Annotated in this window: 15 protein-coding genes; 9 read left to right on the plus strand and 6 right to left on the minus strand. The window is 41.4% G+C overall.

All coding sequences use genetic code 11. From position 1 onward, the window contains the following. Positions 1 to 49 precede the first annotated feature (49 nt). The 4 genes from F542_RS03300 to F542_RS03315 are packed head-to-tail and all read left to right on the plus strand — an operon-like array spanning position 50 to position 3,389. Positions 50 to 928 (plus strand): metal ABC transporter substrate-binding protein, encoded by an 879-nt coding sequence (locus tag F542_RS03300; protein WP_015432947.1) that lies wholly within the window; start codon positions 50 to 52, stop codon positions 926 to 928. Continuing rightward, positions 928 to 1,689 (plus strand): metal ABC transporter ATP-binding protein, encoded by a 762-nt coding sequence (locus tag F542_RS03305; RefSeq protein ID WP_025266896.1) that lies wholly within the window; start codon positions 928 to 930, stop codon positions 1,687 to 1,689. Before F542_RS03300 ends, F542_RS03305 begins: the two co-directional genes overlap by 1 nt. Next, complete coding sequence (locus F542_RS03310; RefSeq protein WP_015432945.1) at positions 1,682 to 2,575, plus strand: metal ABC transporter permease; 894 nt, start codon at positions 1,682 to 1,684, stop codon at positions 2,573 to 2,575. The genes F542_RS03305 and F542_RS03310 overlap by 8 nt, the downstream gene beginning before the upstream one ends. Beyond that, positions 2,568 to 3,389, plus strand: a complete 822-nt coding sequence (locus tag F542_RS03315; RefSeq protein WP_015432944.1) for a metal ABC transporter permease — start codon at positions 2,568 to 2,570, stop codon at positions 3,387 to 3,389. The genes F542_RS03310 and F542_RS03315 overlap by 8 nt, the downstream gene beginning before the upstream one ends. Here F542_RS03315 and F542_RS03320 read toward each other — a convergent pair. Further along, complete coding sequence (locus F542_RS03320; RefSeq protein WP_015432943.1) at positions 3,370 to 4,260, minus strand: LysR family transcriptional regulator; 891 nt, start codon at positions 4,258 to 4,260, stop codon at positions 3,370 to 3,372. The genes F542_RS03315 and F542_RS03320 overlap by 20 nt on opposite strands. Positions 4,261 to 4,379: 119 nt before the next feature. Here F542_RS03320 and F542_RS03325 point away from each other — a divergent pair, with 119 nt between their 5' ends. The 3 genes from F542_RS03325 (at position 4,380) to rsgA (ending at position 7,052) form a co-directional block, all read left to right on the plus strand. Continuing rightward, positions 4,380 to 4,790 (plus strand): DoxX family protein, encoded by a 411-nt coding sequence (locus F542_RS03325; protein ID WP_015432942.1) that lies wholly within the window; start codon positions 4,380 to 4,382, stop codon positions 4,788 to 4,790. Between the two features lie 100 nt (positions 4,791 to 4,890). Further along, on the plus strand, positions 4,891 to 5,895 hold the full coding sequence (locus F542_RS03330; protein WP_015432941.1) for a TerC/Alx family metal homeostasis membrane protein: 1,005 nt from the start codon (positions 4,891 to 4,893) through the stop codon (positions 5,893 to 5,895). 125 nt (positions 5,896 to 6,020) lie between these two features. Further along, positions 6,021 to 7,052: a small ribosomal subunit biogenesis GTPase RsgA gene (rsgA, locus tag F542_RS03335; RefSeq protein ID WP_015432940.1), complete on the plus strand. Its 1,032-nt coding sequence runs from the start codon at positions 6,021 to 6,023 to the stop codon at positions 7,050 to 7,052. Positions 7,053 to 7,089: 37 nt separating this feature from the next. Here rsgA and F542_RS03340 read toward each other — a convergent pair whose 3' ends face one another. From F542_RS03340 to pyk, 3 genes are all read right to left on the minus strand, one after another. Further along, on the minus strand, positions 7,090 to 8,643 hold the full coding sequence (locus F542_RS03340) for a SulP family inorganic anion transporter (RefSeq protein WP_015432939.1): 1,554 nt from the start codon (positions 8,641 to 8,643) through the stop codon (positions 7,090 to 7,092). A gap of 113 nt (positions 8,644 to 8,756) precedes the next feature. Further along, complete coding sequence (gene recD / locus F542_RS03345) at positions 8,757 to 10,715, minus strand: exodeoxyribonuclease V subunit alpha (protein ID WP_015432938.1); 1,959 nt, start codon at positions 10,713 to 10,715, stop codon at positions 8,757 to 8,759. Positions 10,716 to 10,769: 54 nt separating this feature from the next. Continuing rightward, complete coding sequence (gene pyk, locus F542_RS03350) at positions 10,770 to 12,206, minus strand: pyruvate kinase (RefSeq protein ID WP_025289592.1); 1,437 nt, start codon at positions 12,204 to 12,206, stop codon at positions 10,770 to 10,772. 111 nt (positions 12,207 to 12,317) lie between these two features. Between pyk and sixA the strand changes: the two genes are divergently transcribed. Further along, entirely contained in the window at positions 12,318 to 12,800 is a 483-nt protein-coding gene (gene sixA / locus F542_RS03355; RefSeq protein WP_015432936.1) for a phosphohistidine phosphatase SixA, read from the plus strand. Positions 12,801 to 12,853: 53 nt separating this feature from the next. On the opposite strand, the gene thrB is transcribed toward sixA, so the two are convergent. Further along, on the minus strand, positions 12,854 to 13,804 hold the full coding sequence (gene thrB, locus F542_RS03360; RefSeq protein ID WP_025266897.1) for a homoserine kinase: 951 nt from the start codon (positions 13,802 to 13,804) through the stop codon (positions 12,854 to 12,856). Continuing rightward, positions 13,804 to 16,260, minus strand: a complete 2,457-nt coding sequence (gene thrA / locus F542_RS03365; RefSeq protein ID WP_025266898.1) for a bifunctional aspartate kinase/homoserine dehydrogenase I — start codon at positions 16,258 to 16,260, stop codon at positions 13,804 to 13,806. Before thrA ends, thrB begins: the two co-directional genes overlap by 1 nt. A gap of 517 nt (positions 16,261 to 16,777) precedes the next feature. Here thrA and F542_RS03370 point away from each other — a divergent pair. Further along, entirely contained in the window at positions 16,778 to 25,948 is a 9,171-nt protein-coding gene (locus F542_RS03370) for a YadA-like family protein (RefSeq protein ID WP_025266899.1), read from the plus strand. The last annotated feature ends 9 nt before the right edge of the window (positions 25,949 to 25,957 follow it).

Consider the following 25,957-nt stretch of genomic DNA (forward strand, 5'->3'; position numbering starts at 1 on the left):
TTATAATCTCTAGCACGAGAATAACCATACTTTGAATAAGGAGAAAGACATGAAGAAGTTACTCGTACTACTGAGCTCAGCATTATTGCTAGCCAATCCACTTGCGGCAAAGCAGTTTAAAGCGGTAACAACCTTTACTGTAATCCAAGACATTGCACAAAATGTGGCGGGTGATGCTGCGGTTGTGGAATCTATTACTAAACCTGGTGCTGAAATTCATGAATACCAGCCAACACCCCAAGATATTGTAAAAGCCCAATCCGCAGATTTAGTGCTTTGGAATGGCATGGGCTTAGAGAGTTGGTTTGAGCGCTTTTTCAGCCAAGTGAAGGGTAAGCCATCGGTATTGGTGACTGAAGGCATTCAGCCAATTGCTATCGCAGAAGGCCCTTATAAAGATAACCCAAACCCACATGCTTGGATGTCGCCAAAGAATGCTTTAGTTTATATCGAAAATATTCGTAAGGCATTTGTCGAGCATGATCCTGCCAATGCAGAAACTTATAACCGTAATGCGAAAGCATATGCAGAAAAAATTATGGCGCTAGACGAACCATTACGCGCGAAGCTCAATGCAGTACCTGAGGCGCGCCGTTGGTTAGTAACCAGTGAAGGTGCATTTAGCTATTTAGCTGCTGACTATGGCTTCAAAGAACTTTATCTCTGGGCAATTAATGCTGATGAGCAAGGTTCTCCGCAACAAATTCGCAAAGTGATTGATCAAGTTCGCCAGCATAAAATTCCAGTGGTATTTAGTGAAAGTACGGTTTCTGATAAACCTGCAAAACAGGTAGCGAAAGAAACAGGTGCAGTCTATGGTGGCGTTTTATATGTTGATTCACTTTCAACTGCAGATGGTGAAGTACCAACTTATATTGATCTGCTTAAAGTGACTGTTTCAACCATTGTTGAAGGGTTTAAGCAGTAATGAAAAATTCGCTGAAAGTGGAAAATGCGACAGTACGTTATAATAACGGACATACCGCAATTTATGATGTTACTTTTCAGCTTCAAGGGGGCACAATTTGTGCCCTTTTGGGCGTAAATGGTAGTGGGAAATCTACACTATTTAAAAGTATTATGGGGTTAACTCCTCTTTCCCAAGGTAAGATCGAACTTTGTGGGTTACCCATCAATCAAGCATTAAAACGTAATTTAGTCGCTTACGTCCCACAAAGTGAAGAAGTTGATTGGCAGTTTCCTGTCTCGGTTTATGATGTTGTGATGATGGGGCGTTATGGCTATATGAACTTTTTGCGTATTCCCAGTAAAACGGATAAACAGAAAGTACAACAAGCTATGGAGAGAGTCGGTATTGCTCATCTTGCTGAACGGCAAATTGGGGAATTGTCTGGTGGTCAGAAAAAACGTGTTTTCTTAGCTAGAGCATTAGCACAACAGAGTCAGATTATTCTGCTTGATGAACCCTTCACTGGGGTGGATGTCGAGACCGAAAATACCATTATGCAATTGCTTAAACAGCTACGCGCTGAAGGGCATCTCATTTTAGTTTCCACTCATAATTTAAATACTGTTCCCGCCTTTTGTGATCAAACCGTCATGATTAATCGTACTGTGCTGTTTTATGGTGATATTGAGCAGACATTTACGCCAGAAAAGCTAGAACAAGTTTTTGGGGGTTACCGCTATACAGTTGCGCTAAGTAGTAAGGAGCCGTCTTATGCTTGAGGTATTACTTGAGCCTTTCAGCTACGACTATATGTTTAAAGCCATTTGGGTGAGTGGGTTGATTGGCGGAGTATGTGCTTTTATGTCGGCATACTTAATGTTAAAAGGCTGGTCATTAATTGGTGATGCGTTATCTCATGCGGTAGTTCCAGGGGTTGCAATTGCTTATGCATTTTCTCTGCCTTATGCGCTCGGTGCATTTTTTTCTGGTTTTCTTGCCACGTTAGCTATTTTAGCGGTGAAATCATTGAGCAAATTACGTGAGGATGCAGTAATCGGCTTTATTTTCAGTACTTTTTTTGCAATTGGATTACTGATTGTCTCGATCAATCCAACCAGTGTTAATGTGCAATCTATTGTTCTGGGGAATATCCTTGGTATAGCAGATGAAGATATTGTGCAACTCTATTGGATTTTGGGAATTTCAACACTATTACTTGTGCTGTTTTGGAAAGATCTATTGCTGGTATTTTTTGATGAAACACAAGCGCGAGCGGTTGGATTATCCCCCTTACGTTATAAAATTTTATTTTTTAGCTTGTTAAGTGCATGCGTTGTAAGTGCACTGCAAAGTGTCGGTGCAATTTTGGTGATTGCGATGGTGGTGACCCCTGGTGCAACCGCATACTTGCTGACAGATCGTTTTGGCTATTTAGTGCTTATTGCAATTATCATTGGGAGTGTAACAAGTGCGATGGGGGCTTATTTAAGCTACTTTGCAGATGGTACAACAGGTGGATTTATTGTATCGATACAAACTGGCATTTTTCTATTAGCTTTTCTGTTTGCGCCTAAATATGGTTTCATTCCGCGCCGTTTTGCAAAAAAACAGCCAAATGTGAGCGCTTGTAAAGCCGAAAAAACAGGAGAGAAAGCTTATGGTTGAATGGTTGAGCGAGCCTTTTGTTTTCCCTTTTATGCAACGAGCACTCATTATTGGGATTTTGGTAAGCTCGGTGTGCGCTGTGCTTTCTTGCTATTTAGTCTTAAAAGGCTGGGCATTAATGGGTGATGCAATTTCACATGCTGTGCTTCCTGGGATTGTTATTGCGCATTTGTTATCTTTGCCACTTGCTTTAGGTGCTTTTTCTGCTGGTATTTTTAGTGCGGTAGCAATTGGTTACTTAAAACAGCATAGCCGCATTAAGCAGGATACCGTCATGGGCATTGTGTTTTCGGGTATGTTTGCCTTTGGTTTAGTGATGTTTGCAAAATTGGATACGAACCAGCACCTATTGCATATTTTATTTGGGGATATTCTTGGTATTCATGACCACGACTTTTGGCTAAGTTTAGGGATTGCCACTCTTGTCTTGCTGATTATTTTGGTTAAGCGCCGTGACTTTTTGCTTTACTGCTTTGACCCAAGTCATGCAAGGGTTGCTGGGTTAAATAGTCAGCTATTGCATTATGGTTTGTTAGTACTACTGACCGCAATGATCGTGAGTGCAATGCAAGTTGTTGGTGTTATTCTTGTGGTCGCGATGTTAATTACCCCAGGGATGACAGGATTTGTTCTCAATAAGCGCTTTGATAAAATGCTTCTGACGGCCGTTTGTTCTGCGGTATTAAGTGCTTATTTAGGCATTTTGCTGAGTTTCCACTGGAACGTTGCAACTGGGGCAATGATTGTGGTGCTACAAGCAATCTGCTTTGTGCTTGCACTACTGTATAGCCGGCTTAAGGCAATTTTGCATTAAAATAATCCATGATGAGTTCACAAGCTATACGTACCTTTTCTGATTGTATTCGTTGTAATGTCACTAAATAGAGTGGGATTGCAGGAAGTTGCCAATCTGGGAATAGACGAATTAATTCGCCTGTTCCCAGCATTTTTTGTACATCCACATTGGGTTGTAATGATATACCTAAGCCACTTGTCGTTAAGCAGCGACTAGCATAAAGCGTATTACAATGTATCCGATAAGCTGGCTGAATGCTTTTTTGTTGTTTGCCTTTTTTCAGCGTAAATTGTTGAAATTTGGGATTAGAAAAACTGATCCAATCCAGCGATTGTAATTCTTCCAATGTTGTTGGCACAGCCTTATCAGTAAAGAATGCTGGGCTTGCCACGATATGCCATTCAAAGTCAGTGATATGTCGTGCAATCATATTATCACTCAGAACCCCTTCTCCAGCTCGGATAGCAATATCGATCCGCTGTTTTTCTAAATCGATCAATTTATCTTCAAACAGTAAATTGAGTCTAAAATCAGAGTAGCGATCAAGAACCGATTTGAAAACATTAACGAATAAACTATCGGTGAGCCCTGTGACACAAGCAATATTCAATTGTCCTGATGGCGATGAACGAAGCTGCTCAAGGCTTTTGAGAGCATTATCGGCATTTTTTTCAATTTGCGCAGCATGTTCATAAAATGCTTCTCCTGCTTCGGTGAGCGAAAGTTTACGCGTTGTGCGAGTGAGTAGCTTGATATTTAATTGTTGCTCAAGTTTCTGGATGGTTTGACTAATGGCAGAGGCGGTCATTTGTAATTTCTCTGCTGCCGCTTGCATTGAGCCATGTTCCACTACTTTCACAAATACCGTCATGGCTTTGTAATCATGCATAATGTTTCCTATTATTTAGTGATACTTAATAGTGTATTTAGAAATCTTACTCTTATCAACTAATACACAATACGTATAATGCACGCTTTAAATTTCATTCATATTTTAAGGAAAGCAAAATGAATCAATTGATTGAAAATTTACGTCCATATGCATTACTGATTGCTCGTGTTATTGCTGGTTATATGTTTTTATTACATGGCACAGCAAAATTCTTTGAATTCCCCGTTTCAATGACAGGCGGCAATGGCGCTGTTGCATTCTTTTCAATTTATGGTGCGGCAGCAGTGTTAGAATTAGTTGGGGGGATTTTTATTATTTTAGGCTTATTTACCCGCCTAACAGCTTTTATACTCTCTGGCCAGATGGCAGTTGCCTATTTTATGTTTCACGCTAGTGCTGAAACATTGTTCCAACCAATGCTAAATAAGGGAGAATTAGCTGCACTTTATTCACTCTTTTTCTTAGTTCTTATTTTTACGGGAGCAGGAAAAATAGCACTTGATCATAAGATCGCGAGCAAAAATTAATTTTTTTACATAATTTCAACAAACGGATTAGTAGATCAGCTGCTAATCCGTTTATTTTTCGGTAAAATCAACCGAATTTTTTTATTTATAAGGATGTGCTATGCACCACTTTGGTTTTCCGCTGGAAACGATCATTATTTTCTTCTCTGTCATTGCCCTTTCGATTTATTTAGATCTTTTTGCTCATCGCAATGCAAAGGAGATAAATGTTAAAGATGCGACATTATGGTCGCTATTTTGGATTGGACTTGCGCTTGCATTTTATGCCTATATTTGGGTGCGTTTTGATAAAGCATTTGCTGATCTTTATTTAGCGGGCTATGTACTGGAAAAAAGCTTATCTATTGATAATTTGATGGTCTTTATGGCAATTTTTGCCTCATTCGGTATTGTTGGTAAATTGCAACACCGTATTCTTTACTGGGGGATTTTGGGGGCACTACTTTTCCGTGGTATTTTTGTTGTTATCGGTAATGGGCTATTTTTACTGACACCTTGGGTAGGTTTTTTATTCGCACTTTTTGTACTCTGGAGTGGAGTAAAAATGTGGAAAGAGAGCAATAGCGATAAAAGCGAAGAAATTGAGGATTATGCTAATCATTGGAGTGTGCGCTGGGCGAGCAAGGCATTTCCTGTCTATACTCAATTATTTGCTGATCGTTTTTTAGTGAAAGATAATCAATTGAATGCTGAACAGAAACAGAGAGTAACCCGAAAAGGCTTAACTTACATCACGCCTGCGTTGCTTTGCTTAATTGCGATCGAAACCTCTGATGTGGCTTTTGCCTTTGACTCTGTTCCCGCGGTTATCGCTGTAACACAAGAGCCATTATTAGTTTATGCGGCAATGATTTTTGCGATTTTAGGATTGCGTAGCTTATATTTTATTCTTGCCGCCCTAACTAAATATTTAGTGCATCTTGAGAAAGCTGTCATTGCATTGTTATTTTTTATCGGTTTGAAAATGGGGCTACAATCGTGGAACCACACAATGGGAGATACAGGAATTCATCTTTCGCCTAATGCAAGCCTACAGATAGTATTAGGTGTGTTAGCTTTAGGCGTGATAGCCTCATTTATTTTTCCCAAGAAAAAAGAAAAATGATGCCGTACTATTTTAAGGCATAAGTGGCAAGCGGTACGATTTTGTAAAATTTTTGCAAGATCGCACCGCTTGCTTTATGCTTACGCTATTTTTATTTATAAATTATTTCTAAAGAGAATCTAATTTTGAGCAAACGTCGTTTAACCCAAAATCAACAACGCCGCATTCAGTCTAACCATCAACGTAAAATACATAAAGCTGAATTCGAATGGCAAGATGAAATGCTTGGTGAAATTCGGCAGGGGGTGATTGTTACCCGCCATGCAAAACATGCTGATGTCGAAACCGAAAATGGTGAAATCTTTCGTTGTAACTTACGACGGACATTGAAAAATGTTGTTGTTGGCGATGTGGTTTCTTGGCGCTTAGGTAATGAGCAATTGCAAGGGATTAGCGGAGTTATTGAGGCGGTTTTTCCTCGCAAAAATGAGCTAACCCGCCCAGATTATTACGATGGCATCAAAGTGATGGCATCAAATATTGATCAAATTATTATTGTCTCGGCGGTGCTTCCTACATTATCACTTAATATAATCGATCGCTATTTAGTGATTTGTGAAAATGCGCAAATTCCGGCTTTAATTGTGCTAAATAAAATTGACCTATTGAGTGAACAGGAGCGGGTAGAAGTACAAAAACAGCTGGCAATTTATGAAAAAATTGGCTACGAGACACTCTGCCTTTCTGCAGATACCGGTGAAAATATGCCGGCTTTGCACCGTTATCTTGCTAAAGGAACATCTATTTTTGTTGGACAATCAGGGGTGGGTAAATCCAGTTTAATTAATCAATTACTACCGGAAGTAAATGCATTAACAGGATCTATCAGCGATGTTTCAGGCCTAGGGCAACATACCACAACCGCTTCTCGTTTATACCATTTAGAACAAGGCGGGAATTTAATTGATTCTCCTGGAATTCGAGAATTTGGCCTGTGGCATTTAGAACCAGAACAGATCACCCAAGGTTATCGAGAATTCCAAAGTGTACTTGGGGCTTGTAAATTTCGTGATTGTAAACATAAAGATGATCCAGAATGTGCATTAAGGGCTGCGGTAGAACAAGGCAAAATTGATGCTGTGCGTTTTGAAAATTACCACCGCTTATTAGAGAGCCGAGAAGAGAGTAAAAGCCAGCGTCATTTCAGAAAAGAGTAAGAGATTTCTTCCCCATTTGGGGAAGAAATTTTTTTGGCTAAATTTGCCCATGGTGCTCTACATGGATATTGGTATTTTCCATCCCCTCCTGGTTTTCGTAATCATGTTTAAAACCACGCAGTTTAACGGTAATGTTATTCTCTTTTGCATAAAAATTGGCAAAATCGTCAATTAACTCCAGCACATCACTGGCAATATAAACACTACGCTCGGCATCTATCGTGATGGTTGAGTCTGGGCGAATGTTTTTCAATGTTTTCTTAATCGCAGCTTTGTTTAAGAAGGAGACTTCTTCAGACAGAGTTAAAACGATACTGTGTGCTTCAGCAAGCTGCTCGCGGCTGAGGTAGTAAGCGCGTTTCATATTGCCATAAAGCAGGAAGATTATGCTAATAACTAAACCAATTCCGACCCCTTTAAGAAGATCTAAAAACACCACAGCAATCATTGTGGCAAGGAAAGGGATAAATTGGTAAATCCCTTTGCGCCAAAAATGGCGATATGTTGCAGGACGGGTCAGTTTATAGCCAATTAAAATTAACACAGCTGCAAGGGTTGCTAGTGGGATTTGATTAAGTAGATTTGGAATAGCAATAATGCAGATCAGCAGTAATAGCCCATGAATCACCGCTGATAATTTGTGTGTTGCGCCGGCATTGGCATTGGCAGATGAGCGAACGATCACTGAAGTCATCGGTAATCCTCCAATCAATGAGGCTACGATATTTCCGACACCTTGCGAACGTAATTCGTGGTTAGTATCTGTAATTCTACGACGCTGGTCTAAGCGATCGGCAGCTTCGATGGAAAGTAAGGTTTCAATAGATGCTACGGCGGCAATTGTTGCACCGGTTAGCCAAACATAGGGATTTAATAAGCCGGTGAAATCTGGGAAACGGATTAGGCTTTCCGCTTCTTCTAAAGAGTGCGGGACTGGAAGTTGTACGAGCTGAGAAGTTGGAACAGCTAATCCACTATCAAAATAAATAAAGAGATCATTTAACAGGATACCAGCAAAAACGGCAATTAGTGCTGATGGCAGAAGCTTCAACTTGCTCAATAGAGGGTTTTTCTCCCAAGCAATAATGATTGCAATGGAGACTAATGCAATTATTAATGCGCCAAAGTGAATCTGCCCGCTCTGGATAATTTGCCAAAGAGAGCCTTTAGTACCAAATGCGTAAGGTAATTGCGATAGAATAATCAGCACGCCAATACCTGCTAGCATGCCTTCAATCACTGAAATTGGGATATAGTTGGTAATACTACCGGCACGAATCAAGCCCAATAATAATTGCAATCCTCCTGCAACTAAGCCTGCACATAAGAAGAGTTCAAATGCACCTAGCTCGGTGATCGCCGCGAGCACAATGGCAACCAAGCCTGCTGCGGGGCCTGAAACACTAATATGTGAGGTGCTTAATGCTCCGATAACTATTCCGCCAACGATGCCAGAGAGCACACCAGCCAGTGGAGGGGCGCCAGATGCGAGTGAAATCCCTAAGCAAAGAGGCAAAGCAACTAAAAAAACAACTAATCCAGATGAAAAATTTTGTTTGAGCAACTGCCCGAAACTGTGTTCTTTACTCATAACAGACCTTATTTCACAAAAAGAAATTATTCTATGCCTTTTTTACGGAAAAAACTGTGAGAAATATCATTTTTCTGTGTTTTAACCGAGGAAAGAGGTAATAAAATGAAAAACTAGTTTGCGAGAATTTGTTCGCGTAGCCCACTTTGGCGTTGAATATCCGTTCTTACTGCATTTTTCCAAATGCGCTCACTCGCAAACAGCGTAAATTTTTCTTTTGCACGAGTGACTGCGGTATAAAGCAGCTCTTTGCTCAATACAGGGGAGTGACTGTGAGGCATCACCATTAATGTATGTGCAAATTCAGAACCTTGAGATTTATGGACAGTCATCACATAAGCCGGTTCATAATTAGGCACTCGACTTGGGGAAATATTAAGATATTGCCCATTTTCGTTGGTATCGAAATAGATGCGAAGTTTGCCTTGCTCATCTGGTAACATTAAGCCGATATCGCCGCTAAAAATATGTAATTGAGCCGCATTTTCCGTGATCAAAATCGGTTTACCAATATAGCTTTCACGGCTTTGGTTAAATTCGATTAAATGGCATTGCCGCAGAGCTTCGGCTATCTCTTGATTTAAGTTCTCAACGCCCAGTTCGCTAACGCGTAATGCAGATAAGAAGCGCACTTGTGAGAATGCTGCAAAAATTTGCGCCACGCTAATGCTAGCCGGTGATTGCTGACGTTGTTTGACCAAACTAAGATAAGGACGATAAAGTTGCACGGCCTGTTGCACCACGAGTTTTACACACTGCTGTTGCCATTGTGTCTTTTCTGGGGCGTTTATCATAGCAGGATAGGTAATGAGTTGCAGATCGCTAAAAGCACTATTTGCAAAACTTTGCCAAGAATTGCCCGCTTGTTTGGCATTAATTTGGGCGGCAAGATAGCCTATACCAGAATATTCGCTAAAACGACGACTTTCTCGTAAGTGACATAGGCTGTCGCATACTGTGGGTACTTGGCTATTGCTGGAAAATAGCTCATAGCCTGTTACACATTGCAGATAATCACAATGCTGTTTGCTATAGCCAAGGGGAAGTAATTCGCCTAATTCGCTCATTGCATTGCCGGCTTCAACAGAGGCAAGCTGATCTTTATCGCCTAAGAGGATCAGGCGAGTTGTGGGCTTTAAGGCGTTAAATAGTTTTTCCATGACGAAGAGATCAATCATCGAGGCTTCATCAACCACTAATAGATCAACATGCAGTGGGTTATCCGCGTTATAGTGTGGTAAATCACGGTTTGGTCGAATACCTAATAAACTATGCAGTGTTTTGGCACTGTTTGGTAGAAGTTGTTTTAATTCATCTGGAATTTGAACTAATGACAGCAAACTATGCGTAATGGATTCTTTTAAACGTGCTGCTGCTTTGCCTGTTGGCGCAGCGAGGGCAATATTAAGTGGCGCTAGACCTAATTTGAGCTGTTTAAGTTGTAATGCCGCTAGCAAGATTGCTACGGTATAGGTTTTTCCTGTACCAGGACCACCTGAAATTAAGCAGAATTTTTTGGCTAATGCTGTGGCAACGGCCACTTTTTGCCAATCAATTTTTGCGGATTGGTGAATAAAAAATTGAGCCAGAATCGCTTGATTTAAGCTGTTCTCTGCGCTGTCTGGAGTATGTGTTTGCACAGTTTGTTGCATTTTCCGAGCAATTCGGTGTTCTGCTTGCCAATAGCGGTAGAAATAGAGTCGATTATGCTGGAACAGCATCGGGGCAACATGCTCAGGATTATCGCTAAATGCGATATGTTCAGCTAAGTAAGATTGCCATTCAAGCGCTGGGATTCGTTCAATTTTTTGCAAAATTTCGTTGAAATAGTCCCGCTTGTATTGGTAATTCTTTAGCCCAAAAGGGTTTTCAATTATGCTTGAATTGAGGCGAAGGCAACTATGTCCTTGCATCACATGAAAAGAAAGTAATGCGGCTAAGAATAACGTTAAGTTTTGCTGAGTGGGAGAGTAGTCGTAAGCTTGTTGTTTGTTATCAATCCATTTGGCAAATTGATAATTAAGTTCAGAAATTAGGTTCTCTTGTTTGAGTTCGGCAAGTAGTTTGAGCATAACCGTTATAAAAAAATCCACGCGATTGCGTGGATTTTATTGAGTTAAATTTAATTATTCAACTGTTAAAATACGGCAGGTGTTAGTACCACCTTCGCGTAATTCATCACCGTGAGTGAGTAACACGATATCGCCAGCTTTTAAGTAACCAAATTCTTTTAATAAGCTAATTGCTTTTTTCGCACCATCAATTGTGCGGCTGTCTTCGTTATAGAAAATTGGTGTTACACCACGATATAGTGCTGAACGGTTTAAAGCTTGTTCGTTACGAGAAAGTGCATAAATTGGTAAGCCAGAGCTGATACGGCTCATTAATTTGGCAGTTTCACCTGACTGAGTTAATGCGATAATTGCCGTTACACCTTCTAAATGGTTTGCAGTGTACATGGCAGACATTGCTGTAGCTTCATCAATGCTCTCAAATTTGCCTTCCATACGGTGGCGAGAAACATTAATACTTGGCATGGTTTCTGCACCTAAGCAAACACTTGCCATTGCGCGTACAGTTTCTTCTGGGTAGTCACCATTTGCGGTTTCACCAGAAAGCATTACTGCATCAGTACCGTCTAATACGGCGTTTGCAACGTCCATCACCTCTGCGCGGGTTGGCATTGGTTTTTTGGTCATTGATTCCATCATCTGAGTTGCCGTAATAACCACGCGGTTTAATTTACGTGAGCGACGGATAAGTTTTTTCTGAACACCAACTAATGCGGCATCACCAATTTCTACACCTAAGTCTCCACGTGCAACCATAATAACATCTGCACCTAAGATGATATCATTCATGGCTTCTTCGGTAGCTACTGTTTCTGCACGTTCTACTTTAGCGACAATTTTAGTATCTAAACCAGCTTCTTGTGCTAACTGGCGTGCATAATGTAAATCTGCACTAGACTGAGGGAAGGAAACGGCAAGATAATCTACACCAATTTTTGCAGCAAGTTTGATGTCTTCTTTATCTTTGTCAGTTAGCGCTGGCGCAGATAAACCACCACCTAATTTATTGATCCCTTTATTATTTGAAAGTGGACCGCCAACGGTGACTTCCGTATGAACTTTCGCCCCTTCAACAGAAAGTACGCGTAATTGTACGTTGCCATCATCTAATAATAAGATGTCTCCAGGAACTACATCATTTGGTAAGTTTTTGTAGTCTAAACCTACCGCTTCTTGATGACCTTCACCACGTGGTAATTCAGCATCTAAAGTGAATTTATCGCCGATGCTTAAGAAAATTTTGCCTTCTTTAAAGGTTGAAACACGGATTTTAGGACCTTGTAAATCGCCTAAAATTGCAACATGTTTGCCTAAACGTTTTGCAATTTGACGAACTTTTTCAGCACGTTCAATATGATCTTCTGGTACACCGTGAGAGAAATTCATACGAACCATATTCGCACCAGCTGCGATAATACGCTCAAGCATATCGCCACGGTCGGTTGCAGGCCCCATAGTACAAACGATTTTGGTTCTTCTGAGTTTAGACATTGATAATGTTCTCCAAGTAATGATTAAAAAATGAAATCTTTTTTTGCTCTTGCGTCAAGTAAAAACGTTGGGCATTATACGCGCAATTTCATTAATTTTTAAGGGGAAACTATGAAAATTTGGATAATGCGACATGCAGAAGCCGGCTTTAATGCGCCAAGTGATAGCTTACGAACATTAACGCCAGATGGGCTAGCAATGGCCAAAGCACAGGGGAAAAAGCTTGGAGAGCAATTCAAACAACAGCATATTGCGTTAGATAAATTATTAGTTAGCCCTTATATCCGCGCAATGCAAACTAAAGAGGCTTTAATCGAAGGAATGCAAGCGGTTGATTTTTCTCAAAATTTTGCAAATATTGAAGAACAATGGGATGGTATTACTCCTGATGGCATAGCAGAGAGCGTGTTAGATTATTTGTCCTTTTTGCGTGAAGAAGGTGCTAGAAATGTACTGATAGTTTCCCACTTACCACTTGTCTTTGAATTAGTACAAGCCTTAACGCAATTTCAAGCCAGCGTGCATTTTTATCCTGCGGTCGTTGCCGAAATTGATTGGCATCGCAATAATGGGCAATTAATCTCTTCTATATAAATTATCCATCTAGCTAAGAGAAAAGGAGCAAATGATTTGCTCCTTTCGTTGTATTAACCAATTACTCTCGTGCCTTGATTATCCACCTTACAAATATGAATAAAGCCCTCATTATTTTGTAAGTATTCTTTTTCTAAGAATGCGACTAGTTTATTTGCCGTCTCTAAATCAGGTGCGATGGCAAACATGGTTGGGCCGGAGCCTGAAATGCCCACAGCTAATGCGCCCAGATCTTTACAACCTTGACGCACCTCTGAGAAGTTTGGTAGCAAATTCTCACGATAAGGTTCTGCGATTAAATCTTTCATCATCGTTGCTGCCAGAATATCTTGCTGGGTATGGCAAGCATGCACAAAACTACCTAAAAAACGCGCCTGCTGGATCATCTCTTGGCGAGTGTAGCTTTTCGGCAAAATCGCACGGGCTTCGGCGGTGGATACTTCAATCCCCGGATAAGCTAATACCCAATACCACTCATCAAAGAACGGTAACGGTTGGCAGATATTGCCGAGTGACTGGGTCATAAGTTGCAAGCCACCCAAATAGCATGGAGCCACGTTATCGTAGTGGATCGAGCCTGAAATTCGCCCCTCGAGTTCCCCCATCATTTCTAACAATTCCATTTTAGAAAAGGGTTCATCGTGGAATTTATTTAGGGCAACTAACGCTGCCACGACCGAACACGCACTTGAGCCTAAGCCCGAGCCAATCGGCATATTTTTCTCAAGCGTTAAGCGTAAATTTTTCACCACGCCTCCGCGCAATTTTAAGCGTTCGCTAAAAAGCACATAGGCTTGATAAACGATATTTTTTTGTGGCTCTTTAGGCAATTTGCGGACGAAATACCCCACACTGTCCAATTCAAAAGGGGTATCGCAATCTTCAATTTGTACCACATCTCCTAACAGTGAGCCGTCAATTGGCGAGATTGCCACGCCTAATGAATCAAAGCCAACGCTTAAATTCGCACTACTGGCAGGAGCATAAATACGTAGCATTGTCATTAGTGTGATCCTCCATGTAATGTGCGTAAAATATCCGCAAAGATGCCTGCAGCGGTGACTTTATTACCCGCACCATAACCACGCAATAAAAGTGGAATTGGACTGTAGTAACGAGTGTAGAATGCTAATGCATTTTCACCATTTTTTACTTTATAGAGCGGATCATCACCATCGACTTCTTTAATCGCCACTTTGCATTTGCCGTTATCAATTGAACCAACATAGCGTAGCACTTTGCCACAAGCGGTCGCTTTTGCCACTTTTTCTGCAAAATCAGCATCTAAACTCGGCAACATGGCTAAAAATTCTGCGGTAGATTTGCCTTCGCTAAAGCCCTGTGGCAACACACCTTCTACCTCAATATCACTTAATTCCAAGCGTAAACCACATTCACGTGCAAGAATTAACAATTTGCGAGCGACGTCTTGCCCAGATAAATCATCACGAGGATCAGGCTCGGTAAAACCTTTTTCTTTGGCGTTCAAGGTAGCTTCAGAAAGTGTTGCACCTTCTTCTAATTTACCGAAAATATAGGAGAGTGAACCAGATAAAATCCCTTCAAAACGTTGCACTTCATCGCCAGCAGCAAGCAGATTTTGTAAGTTTTCAATCACAGGTAAGCCTGCTCCAACATTCGTTTCATACAGGAATTTATGGCTACTTTGGCGAGCATTTTCACGCATTAACTGATAATACTCATAGCTACCTGTATTGGCTTTTTTGTTTGGGGTGATCACGTGGAAACCTTCTTTTAATGCTCGCGCATAAAGGTTGGCTACCGATTGGGCGGTGGTACAATCCACAAATACAGGGTTTACAACATGATGCAATTTAATGAAAGAGAGTAACACATCAAAATCAGAAGGCTGAGTAGCGTTTGCTAAATCTTCACGCCAGTTATCCAGATTTAAACCGTTTTCATTGAGCAACATTTTGTTGGAATTTGCCAAGGCACAGACACGGATTTCAATATCCTTCTTTGCAAGATATTCCTTTTGCTGTTTTACTTGCTCAATCAGTTCGCCGCCAACACCGCCAACACCAACTAAAAACATATCCACCACTTTTTTGTTGTTGAATAGCATTTTGTGGGTCGATTTTACGGCTTCGATTGCTTTATTTTGTGGCACAACGGCAGAGATTGAACGCTCGGAAGAGCCTTGTGCAATGGCAGTAATACTGATATTGGCTTGAGCCAGTGCCGAGAAGAAACGAGCGGAAATCCCTTTAGAAGTTCTCATACCATCCCCCACCACAGAAACGATAGAGAGATCTTTTTGCATCTCAATTGGATCAAGGGCTTTTTCTTTTAATTCTTGAGCAAATTCCGTATTCAGAGCAGTAAGGGCTTTCTCTGCGTGCTTAGTGAGCACACAGAAACTAACGCTGTATTCAGATGATGATTGAGTAATCAAAATGACCGACACATTTGCTTTTGCCATGGTGGAGAAAATGCGAGCTGCCATTCCCACCATACCTTGCATACCAGAACCTGACACGTTAAACATCACGACATTATCTAAGTTAGTAATGCCTTTCACTTTTAAGCCATCAGTCGCGACATTACCATCAATGATTGTGCCTTTGCCGTCTGGATTGCCTGTGTTTTTGATTAAGCACGGAATGTTAAGCGGCACAAGAGGCCCGATGGTGCGAGGATGGATCACTTTTGCGCCGAAGTAAGAAAGTTCCATCGCCTCTTGATAGCTCATTGATTCTAAGCAGATCGCATCAGGTACCAGACGTGGATCGCAGGTATAAACACCATCTACATCAGTCCAAATTTCGCAAACATCCGCTTTTAAGCAAGCAGCTAAACAAGCGGCAGAGTAATCAGAACCGTTACGTCCTAAAAGCACTAATTCTCCATTCTCATTTCCTGCGGTAAAGCCTGCCATTAACACTACATTCTGTTTTGGAATTGAGCCTGCATCAACACGTTTGGTAGATTCTTCAATATCCACCGATGATTCTAAATAGCTGCCGTGAGCTAATAATTTTTCAACAGGATTAATACGAGTAACTTGATAACCTTTGGCTTCAAACCAACCCTGCATCATCGCAATTGAAAGTTTTTCACCACGACTATGCACTGTTGCACTGATATTATCTGGGCAGAATTTATCCGTTGCGGCTTGTTCTGCAATCTTGAGAATATCGGCAAGTTCCGTTTGAATAAAAGTGTGCAGACCATCTCGATCAAATTGAGGATTGGCTTGATGTAACCCATTGATAATGTTGTTAAAAATGGTGTTTGCGTCGTCTAAATGGGCTTGGAAATCGTCACCGCTTTGGGCTTTTTCCACAATGGCGACTAAGTGATTGGTAATTTTGGCGGGGGCAGAAAGCACAGCTGCTGCTTGGTCGCTTAGATGGGCTTGTTCGATGATGCTTGCTGCTTGCATAAAGCGTTCGGCATTGGCAAGCGATGTGCCGCCAAATTTGAGTACTCGCATAGGTTGCTCCTGTAAATTGTGATTTTGCAAATTTTTATACAAAAAAACCCGCTTGTATCAGCGGGTTTTCAGTTATTCCTTTCGTTTTACAGCCAACGCTTACCCGCACTATGTTGGCACATAATGGTAGTAATCATCGTGGTGGTCATCATTGTAAAACGGTTCATAGAGATTTTTTGTGTTTGATAGTAAAACGGCTTAGAGCATGCGCGAAAATAGATTTTTTGTCAATCATTTTTTGCCTAAATCATTTGTAGCTAAAAAAACTTACAGATATAAATATTTTGGTTTTTGGTATGAAATTTACATATCTTTACAATTAATTTGTTGCGTTTTTTTTTTTTTTTTTATGATAGGTAAGATTTAGTAAAAGTCTGAGCTGTTTTACTGATTTTTACTAAATCACAAAAATAATCAAAGTCTTATTCATTAATACCCTTTGGGCAATCTATTGATTGCCTATTTTTTTAGGGTTTAAGAATGAGGTTGGAATGTTACATATATAGGTATGTCGGCTATGAACAAAATTTTTAAAGTTATTTGGAATTCAGCAACTCAAACATGGGTGGTGGTTTCTGAATTAGGCAAAGCCAAAGGGAAAAAATCCAAATTAAATAAGCAGATACCATCTTTAAAGTTAACGATGGTATTGAGCTCAGTGGGTTTTTCTTTAATGTCAATAGATGCGCTAGCGGCTGCTGCGGTTTATATTGGTGATGGTGCAGTATTAGGTAAAGATACACAAGCACAAGCACAAGCACAAGCACAAGCATCAATAGTGATAGGTAAAGATTCTTCAGCTAAATCTCCAGAGGGGAATAGTGCCAATGGAGCTTTAAATGCGATAGTTATCGGTAATAATGCTACGGCTAAATCAAATGCAAATATAGTAATTGGGGACAGTGCTAATGTAGATGGAGCCTATAGTATTGTTATTGGAAGAGGGGCAACAATAACACCAGTAAATGGAAAAATAGTAAATAATGCTCTTGTAATAGGGAAAGATGCTAAAGCAAAAGCACAAGGCGCAATTAGCTTAGGATTAGAATCAGAGGCAAATGGTGAAAGGGCTATAGCAATAGGAGGAAAAGTTGGTAGTGTAGCTGGGACTGTTGCAAATGGGAGTGATTCTATTGCTTTTGGTATTAGAGCTTCTACTTCAGAGAAGGGGCAACATGCAATTGCTTTTGGAGTAAATTCAACAGCAAAAGAGGTTAATGCGATGGCATTAGGAACAAATTCCTCATCTGCAGGTTTACAAAGTTTGGCTGTTGGTGCTTTTGCTAATGCATCAGAACTGAATTCAATTGCTATAGGGACTTCTGCCATTTCTAGCGCAATTGCAGCTAATGCGTTAGGCTACAATTCAAAAGCAGCTGGTGCTTATAGTACATCATTAGGATCTTTGTCTAAAGCTTTAGGTGAAAATGCCACTGCTTTAGGGACGAATGCAACAGCGAAAGAAAAAGGGGGGGTTGCAATTGCAACTAACGCTACTTCTACAGGAAAAGAGACTATTGCTATTGGATTTGCAGCAACAGCAACACACATTACAAATCTCAAAGATCCTGAGGGTGATTATATTACCGATTCAATAGGAGTAGAGACTGGTAATATGTTAGTACCATCAATTGCAATTGGTTCTCGCTCTAATGCGACATCGGCAAATGCAATATCTATCGGTACAAACTCTAATGCGACAGGTAATCGTGCTATTGGGTTAGGTTCTGGTACTAATGCAACGGGTAATCGTTCGGTTGCTTTGGGGTGGTTATCAAGAACAGAGGGTAATCGTAGTAGTGCTGTGGGCGCAGGCACTAATGTGACAGGTAATTATTCTAGTGCTGTTGGTACAGGTTCGATTGTTAATGGAACAAGCTCTGGAGCATTTGGGGCATATTCTAACGTAACTGGTAATAACACTTATGTATTAGGTTCCAATGTGAGTGTGGCAACAGATGGTTCTGTTATTTTAGGTAATAGCTCTGCTGCTTCTCAAGCTATGGCTGTTAATACTGCAACAATAAATGGCATTACCTATAATAAGTTTGCAGGAAATACTAATATTGCGGTTGGTGACTATGTAAGTATTGGCTCATCTGGTCAAGAGCGACAAATTAAGAATGTTGCTCCGGGAAATATTTCACTAACGTCAACGGATGCTATTAATGGTTCGCAACTGTATTTAATTGCAGTTGAAGCAGCAAAAAACAACACAGTGACTTCAGCTGATGGTTCAGTCATTATTACAACCTCTCCTCATGCGAACGGTTCTATTAATTATGATTTAAAAGTTGTCGGAAGTAGTGTAGTTGTTCCTAGTGTGCAGGCTGGAAATCATACTAAAGTAAGTACTACAGTCAATTCAAATGGATCTACAAATTATATTGTAGATGCAGATAATACTATTGTGACCTCAAGTGATAGGAGCGTCTCTGTTACAGCGACATCCAAATCTAACACCGATGGTTCGCTAACTTATACTTACGATTTGGCAGTTCCAGACTCAGGTACAGGTCGGTTAAATAATAACCCAGATGGTAAGGTTCAATCGGACGATTCCACTGGAAAACTTGCAAATGTGGCAGATGTCGCCAATGCAATTAACAAAAGTGGTTGGAATACCACTTTAAGTAATGGTAATCAGGCTCAAATCAATCCTGGTGATACTCTAAATTATGTAAATGGTAACGGTACGAAAGCTGTTGTCACACAGGATTCGTCTTCCCCAAATATATTTAATGTTAGCTTTGATGTGAGCAACGCAAATCCAACTAGTGTAAATGCGAATGGAAGTCTTGCTGTTCCAGAAGATGGTTCAAGTTTTGTGAACGCGACAACTTTAGTGAATTCGATTAACAAAGTTGGATGGAACGTATTTGAAGAAAACGACCAAAGCACTAACTTAAAAGATCGAGTAACAGCAGGTGATAATATTGTATTCGCGAATGGTACTAATACATTAGTAAATGTCTCGAATATAGGAAATACTACAACCATTACATATAGCGTAAAAGCAGGTAAATTAACTCACAATGCAGATGGTACCGTAAGTTCAGAGAATACTGATGGTACTGTTGCAACAGTAGAGGATGTTGCAACAGCAATTAACAGCAGTGGCTGGAATACTACATTAAGCAATGGCGATCAAGCTCAGATCAACCCAGGTGATAGCTTAAACTATGTTAATGGTAACGGTACAACTGCAGTTATAAAACGAGATCCTCATAGTTTAAATATATTTAATGTGAGTTTTGATGTAAATAATGCAGGAGAAACTAGGGTAACTGGTGGCAAAATTGAGCTGCCGAATGAAATAGATGGTGCGAAGTATGTTAATGCAACAACTTTAGTGAATGCTATCAATAAAGCAGGCTTTACCTTAAAACACTCTGCTACTGATGGGGGTGAAAATTTAGGTGGTGATTCTGAGTTAATCAATGCAGGTGATACGGTTGAAATGATCGCAGGTAAAAACTTATCTGTGAAACAAGGTGCGAACGGTACAATCACTTACGCAACCAAAGAGAATGTGAGCTTTAGCAACGCACAAGTAAACAGCACATTCAGCATTGGGAACAATACCACTGATAACCCGACAGTAAACTTTAATACGACTGCCGGCAGCCCAACCAATGTGACCAACAATGGTGGCGAGAGCACAAGCCCTACTGCCTTAAACTTAACAGATAGCGAAGGCAACCCAGTACAAATCAAGGGTGTAGAATCTTCATTAACTGTAAACCAATTACCAACTAATGATGGTAACGGTACTACAGACTCAACAAACTTACTAAACCTCACCAATGCAGATCCAAATTCTGCTGTAACTGTAGGTGATTTACAAAACTATGGTTGGGTGGTTTCAACGCCTGATAACCAATTCACACAAGCGGTGAAAAACGCGAATGAAGTTAAATTCACTGGCTCTGATGGCATTAAAGTCGCGGGTGCAGTAGATAGCACAGGCGTTTACAACATTACTTTTGAAGTGAATGCAGGTGAACTAAAACCAAATGCTAACGGCACTATTTCGACTTTAACTACAAACGGCACTGTAGCAACCGTGGGCGATGTGGCAAACGCAATTAACAACAGCGGTTGGAACACCACATTAAGCAATGGCGATCAGGCTCAAATCAACCCAGGTGATACCTTAAACTATGTTGATGGTAACGGTACGACTGCAACTGTAAAACAAGATCCAAACAATCCTAATGTGTTTAACGTCAGCTTTGATGTTAACAATGCTAACCCAACTACCGTAAATAATAATGGTAGCCTTGCAACACCTGCTGGCAATGAGGGCGCAAACTTTGTCAATGCAACCACGTTAGTTGATGCAATCAATAAAGCCGGCTTTACGTTGAAACACTCAGCGGTAGATGGTGGCGAAGATTTAGAAGGTGATGCAGAACTGATCAACCCAGGTGATGTGATTGAAATGATCGCAGGTAAAAACTTATCTGTGAAACAAGGTGCGAACGGTACAATCACTTACGCAACCAAAGAGAATGTGAGCTTTGACAATGTGCAAGTAAACAGCACATTAACCGTAGGTAACAATACTGCGGATAACCCAAGTGTTACCTTCAATACTGAAGCAGGTAGCCCTACCAATGTCACTAATAATGGTGGTGATACAACAAATCCTACTGCCTTAAACTTAACGGATAGCGAAGGTAAACCGGTACAAATCAAGGGGGTAGAATCTTCATTAACTTTACGACAAGTGCCAACAGCGGATAAAGATGGTTCGAATGCAAGCAATGTAAACTTAATTGATCTTGCTAATGCAACTGATCCAAATTCTGCAGTCACAGTAGGTGATTTACAAAACTATGGTTGGGTAGTTTCAACACCGGATAATGCATTTAAACAAGCCGTTAAAAATGCAAATCAAGTGAACTTTGTTGGTTCTGAAGGTGTAAATGTTGAAGGCTCTGTTTCTGAAGAAGGCGTATATAACGTTACATTTGGCGTTAAGGCCGGTGAGTTTACTTCTAATCCAAACGGCACTGTTTCAGCACAAACAAATAACGGCACTGTAGCAACCGTGGGTGATGTGGCAAACGCAATTAACAACAGCGGCTGGAACACCACATTAAGCGATGGCTCTTCAGCACAAATCAACCCAGGTGACACCTTAAACTATGTTGATGGTAACGGTACAACTGCAGTAGTAAAACAAGATCCAAGCAATCCAAACGTGTTTAACGTTAGCTTTGATGTTAATAATGCCACCCCAACAACTGTAGATAACTCAGGTAAACTCAACACGCCTGATGCAGAAGAAGGTAAAAACTTTGTCAATGCAACCACGTTAGTTGATGCAATCAACAAAGCCGGCTTTACGTTGAAACACTCTGCAACATCAGAGGGTAAAGATGAAGGCGGTGCGGAAGAGTTAATCAACCCAGGTGATGTGATTGAAATGATCGCAGGTAAAAACTTATCTGTGAAACAAGGTGCGAACGGCACAATCACTTATGCAACCAAAGATGATGTGGTATTTGAGAATACCGTTGTAAACAGCACATTAACCGTGGGCAACAATGCAAATGGTAATCCAAGCGTAAACTTTAATACCGAAGAAGGAACAGCAACGAATGTAACTAGCAACGGTACAGAAAACTTAACACCAGCAGCATTGAATTTAACCGATGTTAATGGTGAACCTGTACAGTTGAAAGGTATTGAGTCTTCATTAACCTTACAACAAATCCCAACAGCAGATAAAGATGGCAGCAACCCAAGCAACGTCAATTTAATCAACCTGACGAATGCTAACCCGAATGCGGCTGTCACTGTGGCAGATTTACAAAACTATGGCTGGGTAGTAGCAACACCGGATAACCAATTCCAACAAGCGGTACGCAATGCAAACCACGTTAATTTCGTGGCAGGCACAGGCGTAAGCGTTGAAGGTGCAGTAAGCAGCGATGGCGTATATAACATCACCATTGCAACCAACGTATCTGATATTACCGGCAGCGTTACACCAAACAACAACGGTACTGTCACCGCGAATAACAGCACAGGCAATGTAGCAACTGTGGGTGATGTGGCAAACGCAATTAACAATAGCGGCTGGAACACCACATTAAGCGATGGCTCTTCAGCGCAAATCAACCCAGGTGATACCTTAAACTATGTTGATGGTAACGGTACGACTGCGGTGGTAAAACAAGATCCAAGCAATCCAAACGTATTTAACGTCAGCTTTGATGTTAATAATGCGAACCTAACTACTGCAGATGATTCAGGCAAACTGAAAACGCCAGATGCAGAAGAAGGTAAAAACTTTGTAAATGCAACCACATTAGTGGATGCTGTAAACAAAGCAGCTTGGAATGTTGCTTCTAAAGCGGTAGATGGAACAAATGGTGAAAATGAATACTCTGTGGATGCTAACTCAAGCATTCATGCTGGGGATACTGTAAATATTGATGCAGGTAAAAATATCAAAATTACCGGTCAAGGCGATACGATTGAAATTCATACTACAGATGACGTGGTATTTAACACAGCCCAAGTAAACAGCACTTTGAATGTAGGGGGCGCAGATGGCGTAACCATTTACGGTAACGGCACGATTGGCATTAACGGTAAAGACGGTATTCCGGGTAAAGATGGCCAACCAGGCATGAATGGTTCTAATGCAACCGTAACAGTAGTTGAAGGCACCCCAGGTATCAACGGCAAAGACGGCGAAACGCTAACACGTGTGGTTTATACCGATGCCAACGGCACAACGCATGAAATTGCTACCTTAGACGACGGATTGAAATTCAAAGGCGACACAGGTGAAGTGATTGCGAAGAAACTGGGTGAAACGTTAGAAATTATCGGTCGTACAGACGTGAATGCGAATGTGACAGATAAAAACTTACGTGTTGATAATGAAGAAGGTAAGTTAGTGCTGAAAATGGCGAAAGAGTTACAAGAAATTAACTCAATTAGCAACAATAACGGCACAACCATCACCTTAGGTGATGCCAATAACAACAACACCGTGAATATCAACAACGCGACAATCAGCAATGTTGCACCGGGTGTAAATGGCACCGATGCAGTGAATGTTGATCAGCTAGAGAAAGTCAATGCCACAGCAAATGCGGGCTGGACGATTACCACAAACGAAGGTAACGCGACTTACAATGTGAAACCAAATGCAACAGTGGATTTACGTAATGCAGATGGCAACATTGTGATTAGCCAAGACAACGGCAACATCACCTTTGACTTAAACAGCACCTTAACCATTGGTGGAAAAGATGGTAAAGATGGTCAAATGGGCGTAGCCGGTAAAGATGGCGCAGATGGCGTAACCATCTATGGCAACGGCACAATTGGCATTAACGGTCGTGATGGAGTCGATGGCAAACCAGGTGCGAACGCTTCAGTCACAGTGATTGAAGGCACCCCAGGTATCAACGGAAAAGACGGCGAAACGCTAACCCGTGTGGTTTATACCGATGCCAACGGCACAACGCATGAAATTGCTACCTTAGATGACGGCTTGAAATTCAAAGGCGACACAGGTGAAGTGATTGCGAAGAAACTGGGTGAAACGTTAGAGATTATCGGTCGTACAGCAGAAACTGCGAATGTGACAGATAAAAACTTACGTGTTGATAATGAAGAAGGTAAGTTAGTGCTGAAAATGGCGAAAGAGTTACAAGAAATTAACTCAATTAGCAACAATAACGGCACAACCATCACCTTAGGTGATGCCAATAACAACAACACCGTGAATATCAACAACGCGACAATCAGCAATGTTGCACCGGGCGTAAATGGCACCGATGCAGTGAATGTTGATCAGCTAGAGAAAGTCAATGCCACAGCAAATGCGGGCTGGTTTATGACGACAAATCATGGTGACAAATCCTTTAATGTGAAACCGAACGCAAGCGTAGACTTGAGAACGGCAAATAACAATCTTGTTATCACCCAAGAGGATGGCAATATCACCTTTGGCTTGAGCAATAACCTGAACCTAACATCAAACGGCTCAGTCACTGTTGGTAATACAACGATTGATAATAGTGGTTTAACCATTAAAGATGGTCCAAGTATTACCGAAAATGGTGTAGATGCCGGTGATAAGAAAGTGACGAATGTTAGCAACGGCACAATCAGCGCAGAGAGCAAAGACGCCATCAACGGCAGCCAGCTCTATGCAGTGAAACAAATCGCAGAAGCCGGCTGGAACTTATCGGTAAATGAGGGAGAAGACGCAGGCAATGTGGCACCGGGTGCGAATGTTGATTTGCGTAATAGTGACGGCAATATCGTGATTAGCAAAGACGCGAATAACGTCACCTTCAATTTAGCGAAAGACATCAAGGTAGATACCTTAAAAGCGAACACAAGCGTCACCGTGGGCAATGGCACCGTTCATACTTCAATCATGAACAATGGCATCACAGTGAAAGGTGAAAATAGTACCGTAATCCTAACCGATAAAGGTTTAGATAATGGCGGCAACAAAATCACCAATGTTGCAGCAGGAACGAATGCAACAGACGCAGTGAATGTCAGCCAATTGAACAGCACGATTGCAGGCGTTCAATGGAAACTGACCGGTAACAATGACAATGCAAACGCAACAACCGTAGGCAGCCAAACCGTCAGCTTCAACGACAGCGAATCGGTGAAAGCTAATGTGGATGGCGTGAATGTCAGCTTCAGCGTAAAAGCCGGTGAGCTTGGCAATGAAGCAGGTAAAGTCACCAGCAACAGTACAAATGGTACCGTTGCGACAGTGAAAAACGTTGCCGATGCGATTAACAACTCAGGCTGGAACATCGCCTTAACAGATGGCAGCAATGAGTTAGTGAAACCAGGCGATATCGTTAAGTTTGTCAATGGCTCAGGCACAACGGCAAATGTGGCGAAGAACGCAAACGGCGGTGTTGAAGTGAGCTTCAATGTAAACAACGCAGAAGCACCAAAAGTCAACGAAGATGGCTCAATTAACGTGCCAAGTTCGGAAAACGGCGGTAGCCACTACGTGAATGCAACGACTCTTGCTACCACGGTGAACAATGCAGCTTGGAATGTTGATTCTAAAGCCGCAGGGGGCACGGTAATCAACGTCGTCAATGAAAAACGCGTAGATAGCCAAGCGGCAACCAAAGTGAAGGCAGGTAACACAGTCAATATCAATGCAGGTAATAATATAGAAATTACCCGCAGTGGCGCAGACATCACAGTTGCCACCTCAATGACCCCAACGTTCAACACAGTTCAAGTGGGCGGTAAAGAAGGTGTAACCCTTGGAAGCTCAACCGCGAAAGACGGCGTGAAAGAATTAAGCGTCGGCGCTCGTGGAGCGGAAGCACGTATCACAAACGTTGCACCAGGCATTGCAGATACAGATGCAGTGAATGTAGGGCAGTTAAAACAAGGCTTCGGCAATGTTCAGAGTCACATTAACAAAGTGGACAGAAACCTCCGTGCAGGTATCGCCGGTGCCAATGCAGCAGCAGGCTTACCACAGGTTTATATCCCGGGTAAATCAATGGTTGCAGCATCAGCAGGTACCTTCAAAGGTCAAAGTGCAGTTGCCGTGGGTTATTCACGTGCAAGCGACAACGGTAAAGTTATCTTGAAACTACAAGGTAATGCGAATACCCGTGGAGACTTTGGTGGTTCTGTTGGTGTAGGTTATCAATGGTAATCTCGCCAA

The sequence above is a fragment of the Bibersteinia trehalosi USDA-ARS-USMARC-188 genome, from assembly GCF_000521725.1.
Taxonomy (GTDB): domain Bacteria; phylum Pseudomonadota; class Gammaproteobacteria; order Enterobacterales; family Pasteurellaceae; genus Bibersteinia; species Bibersteinia trehalosi.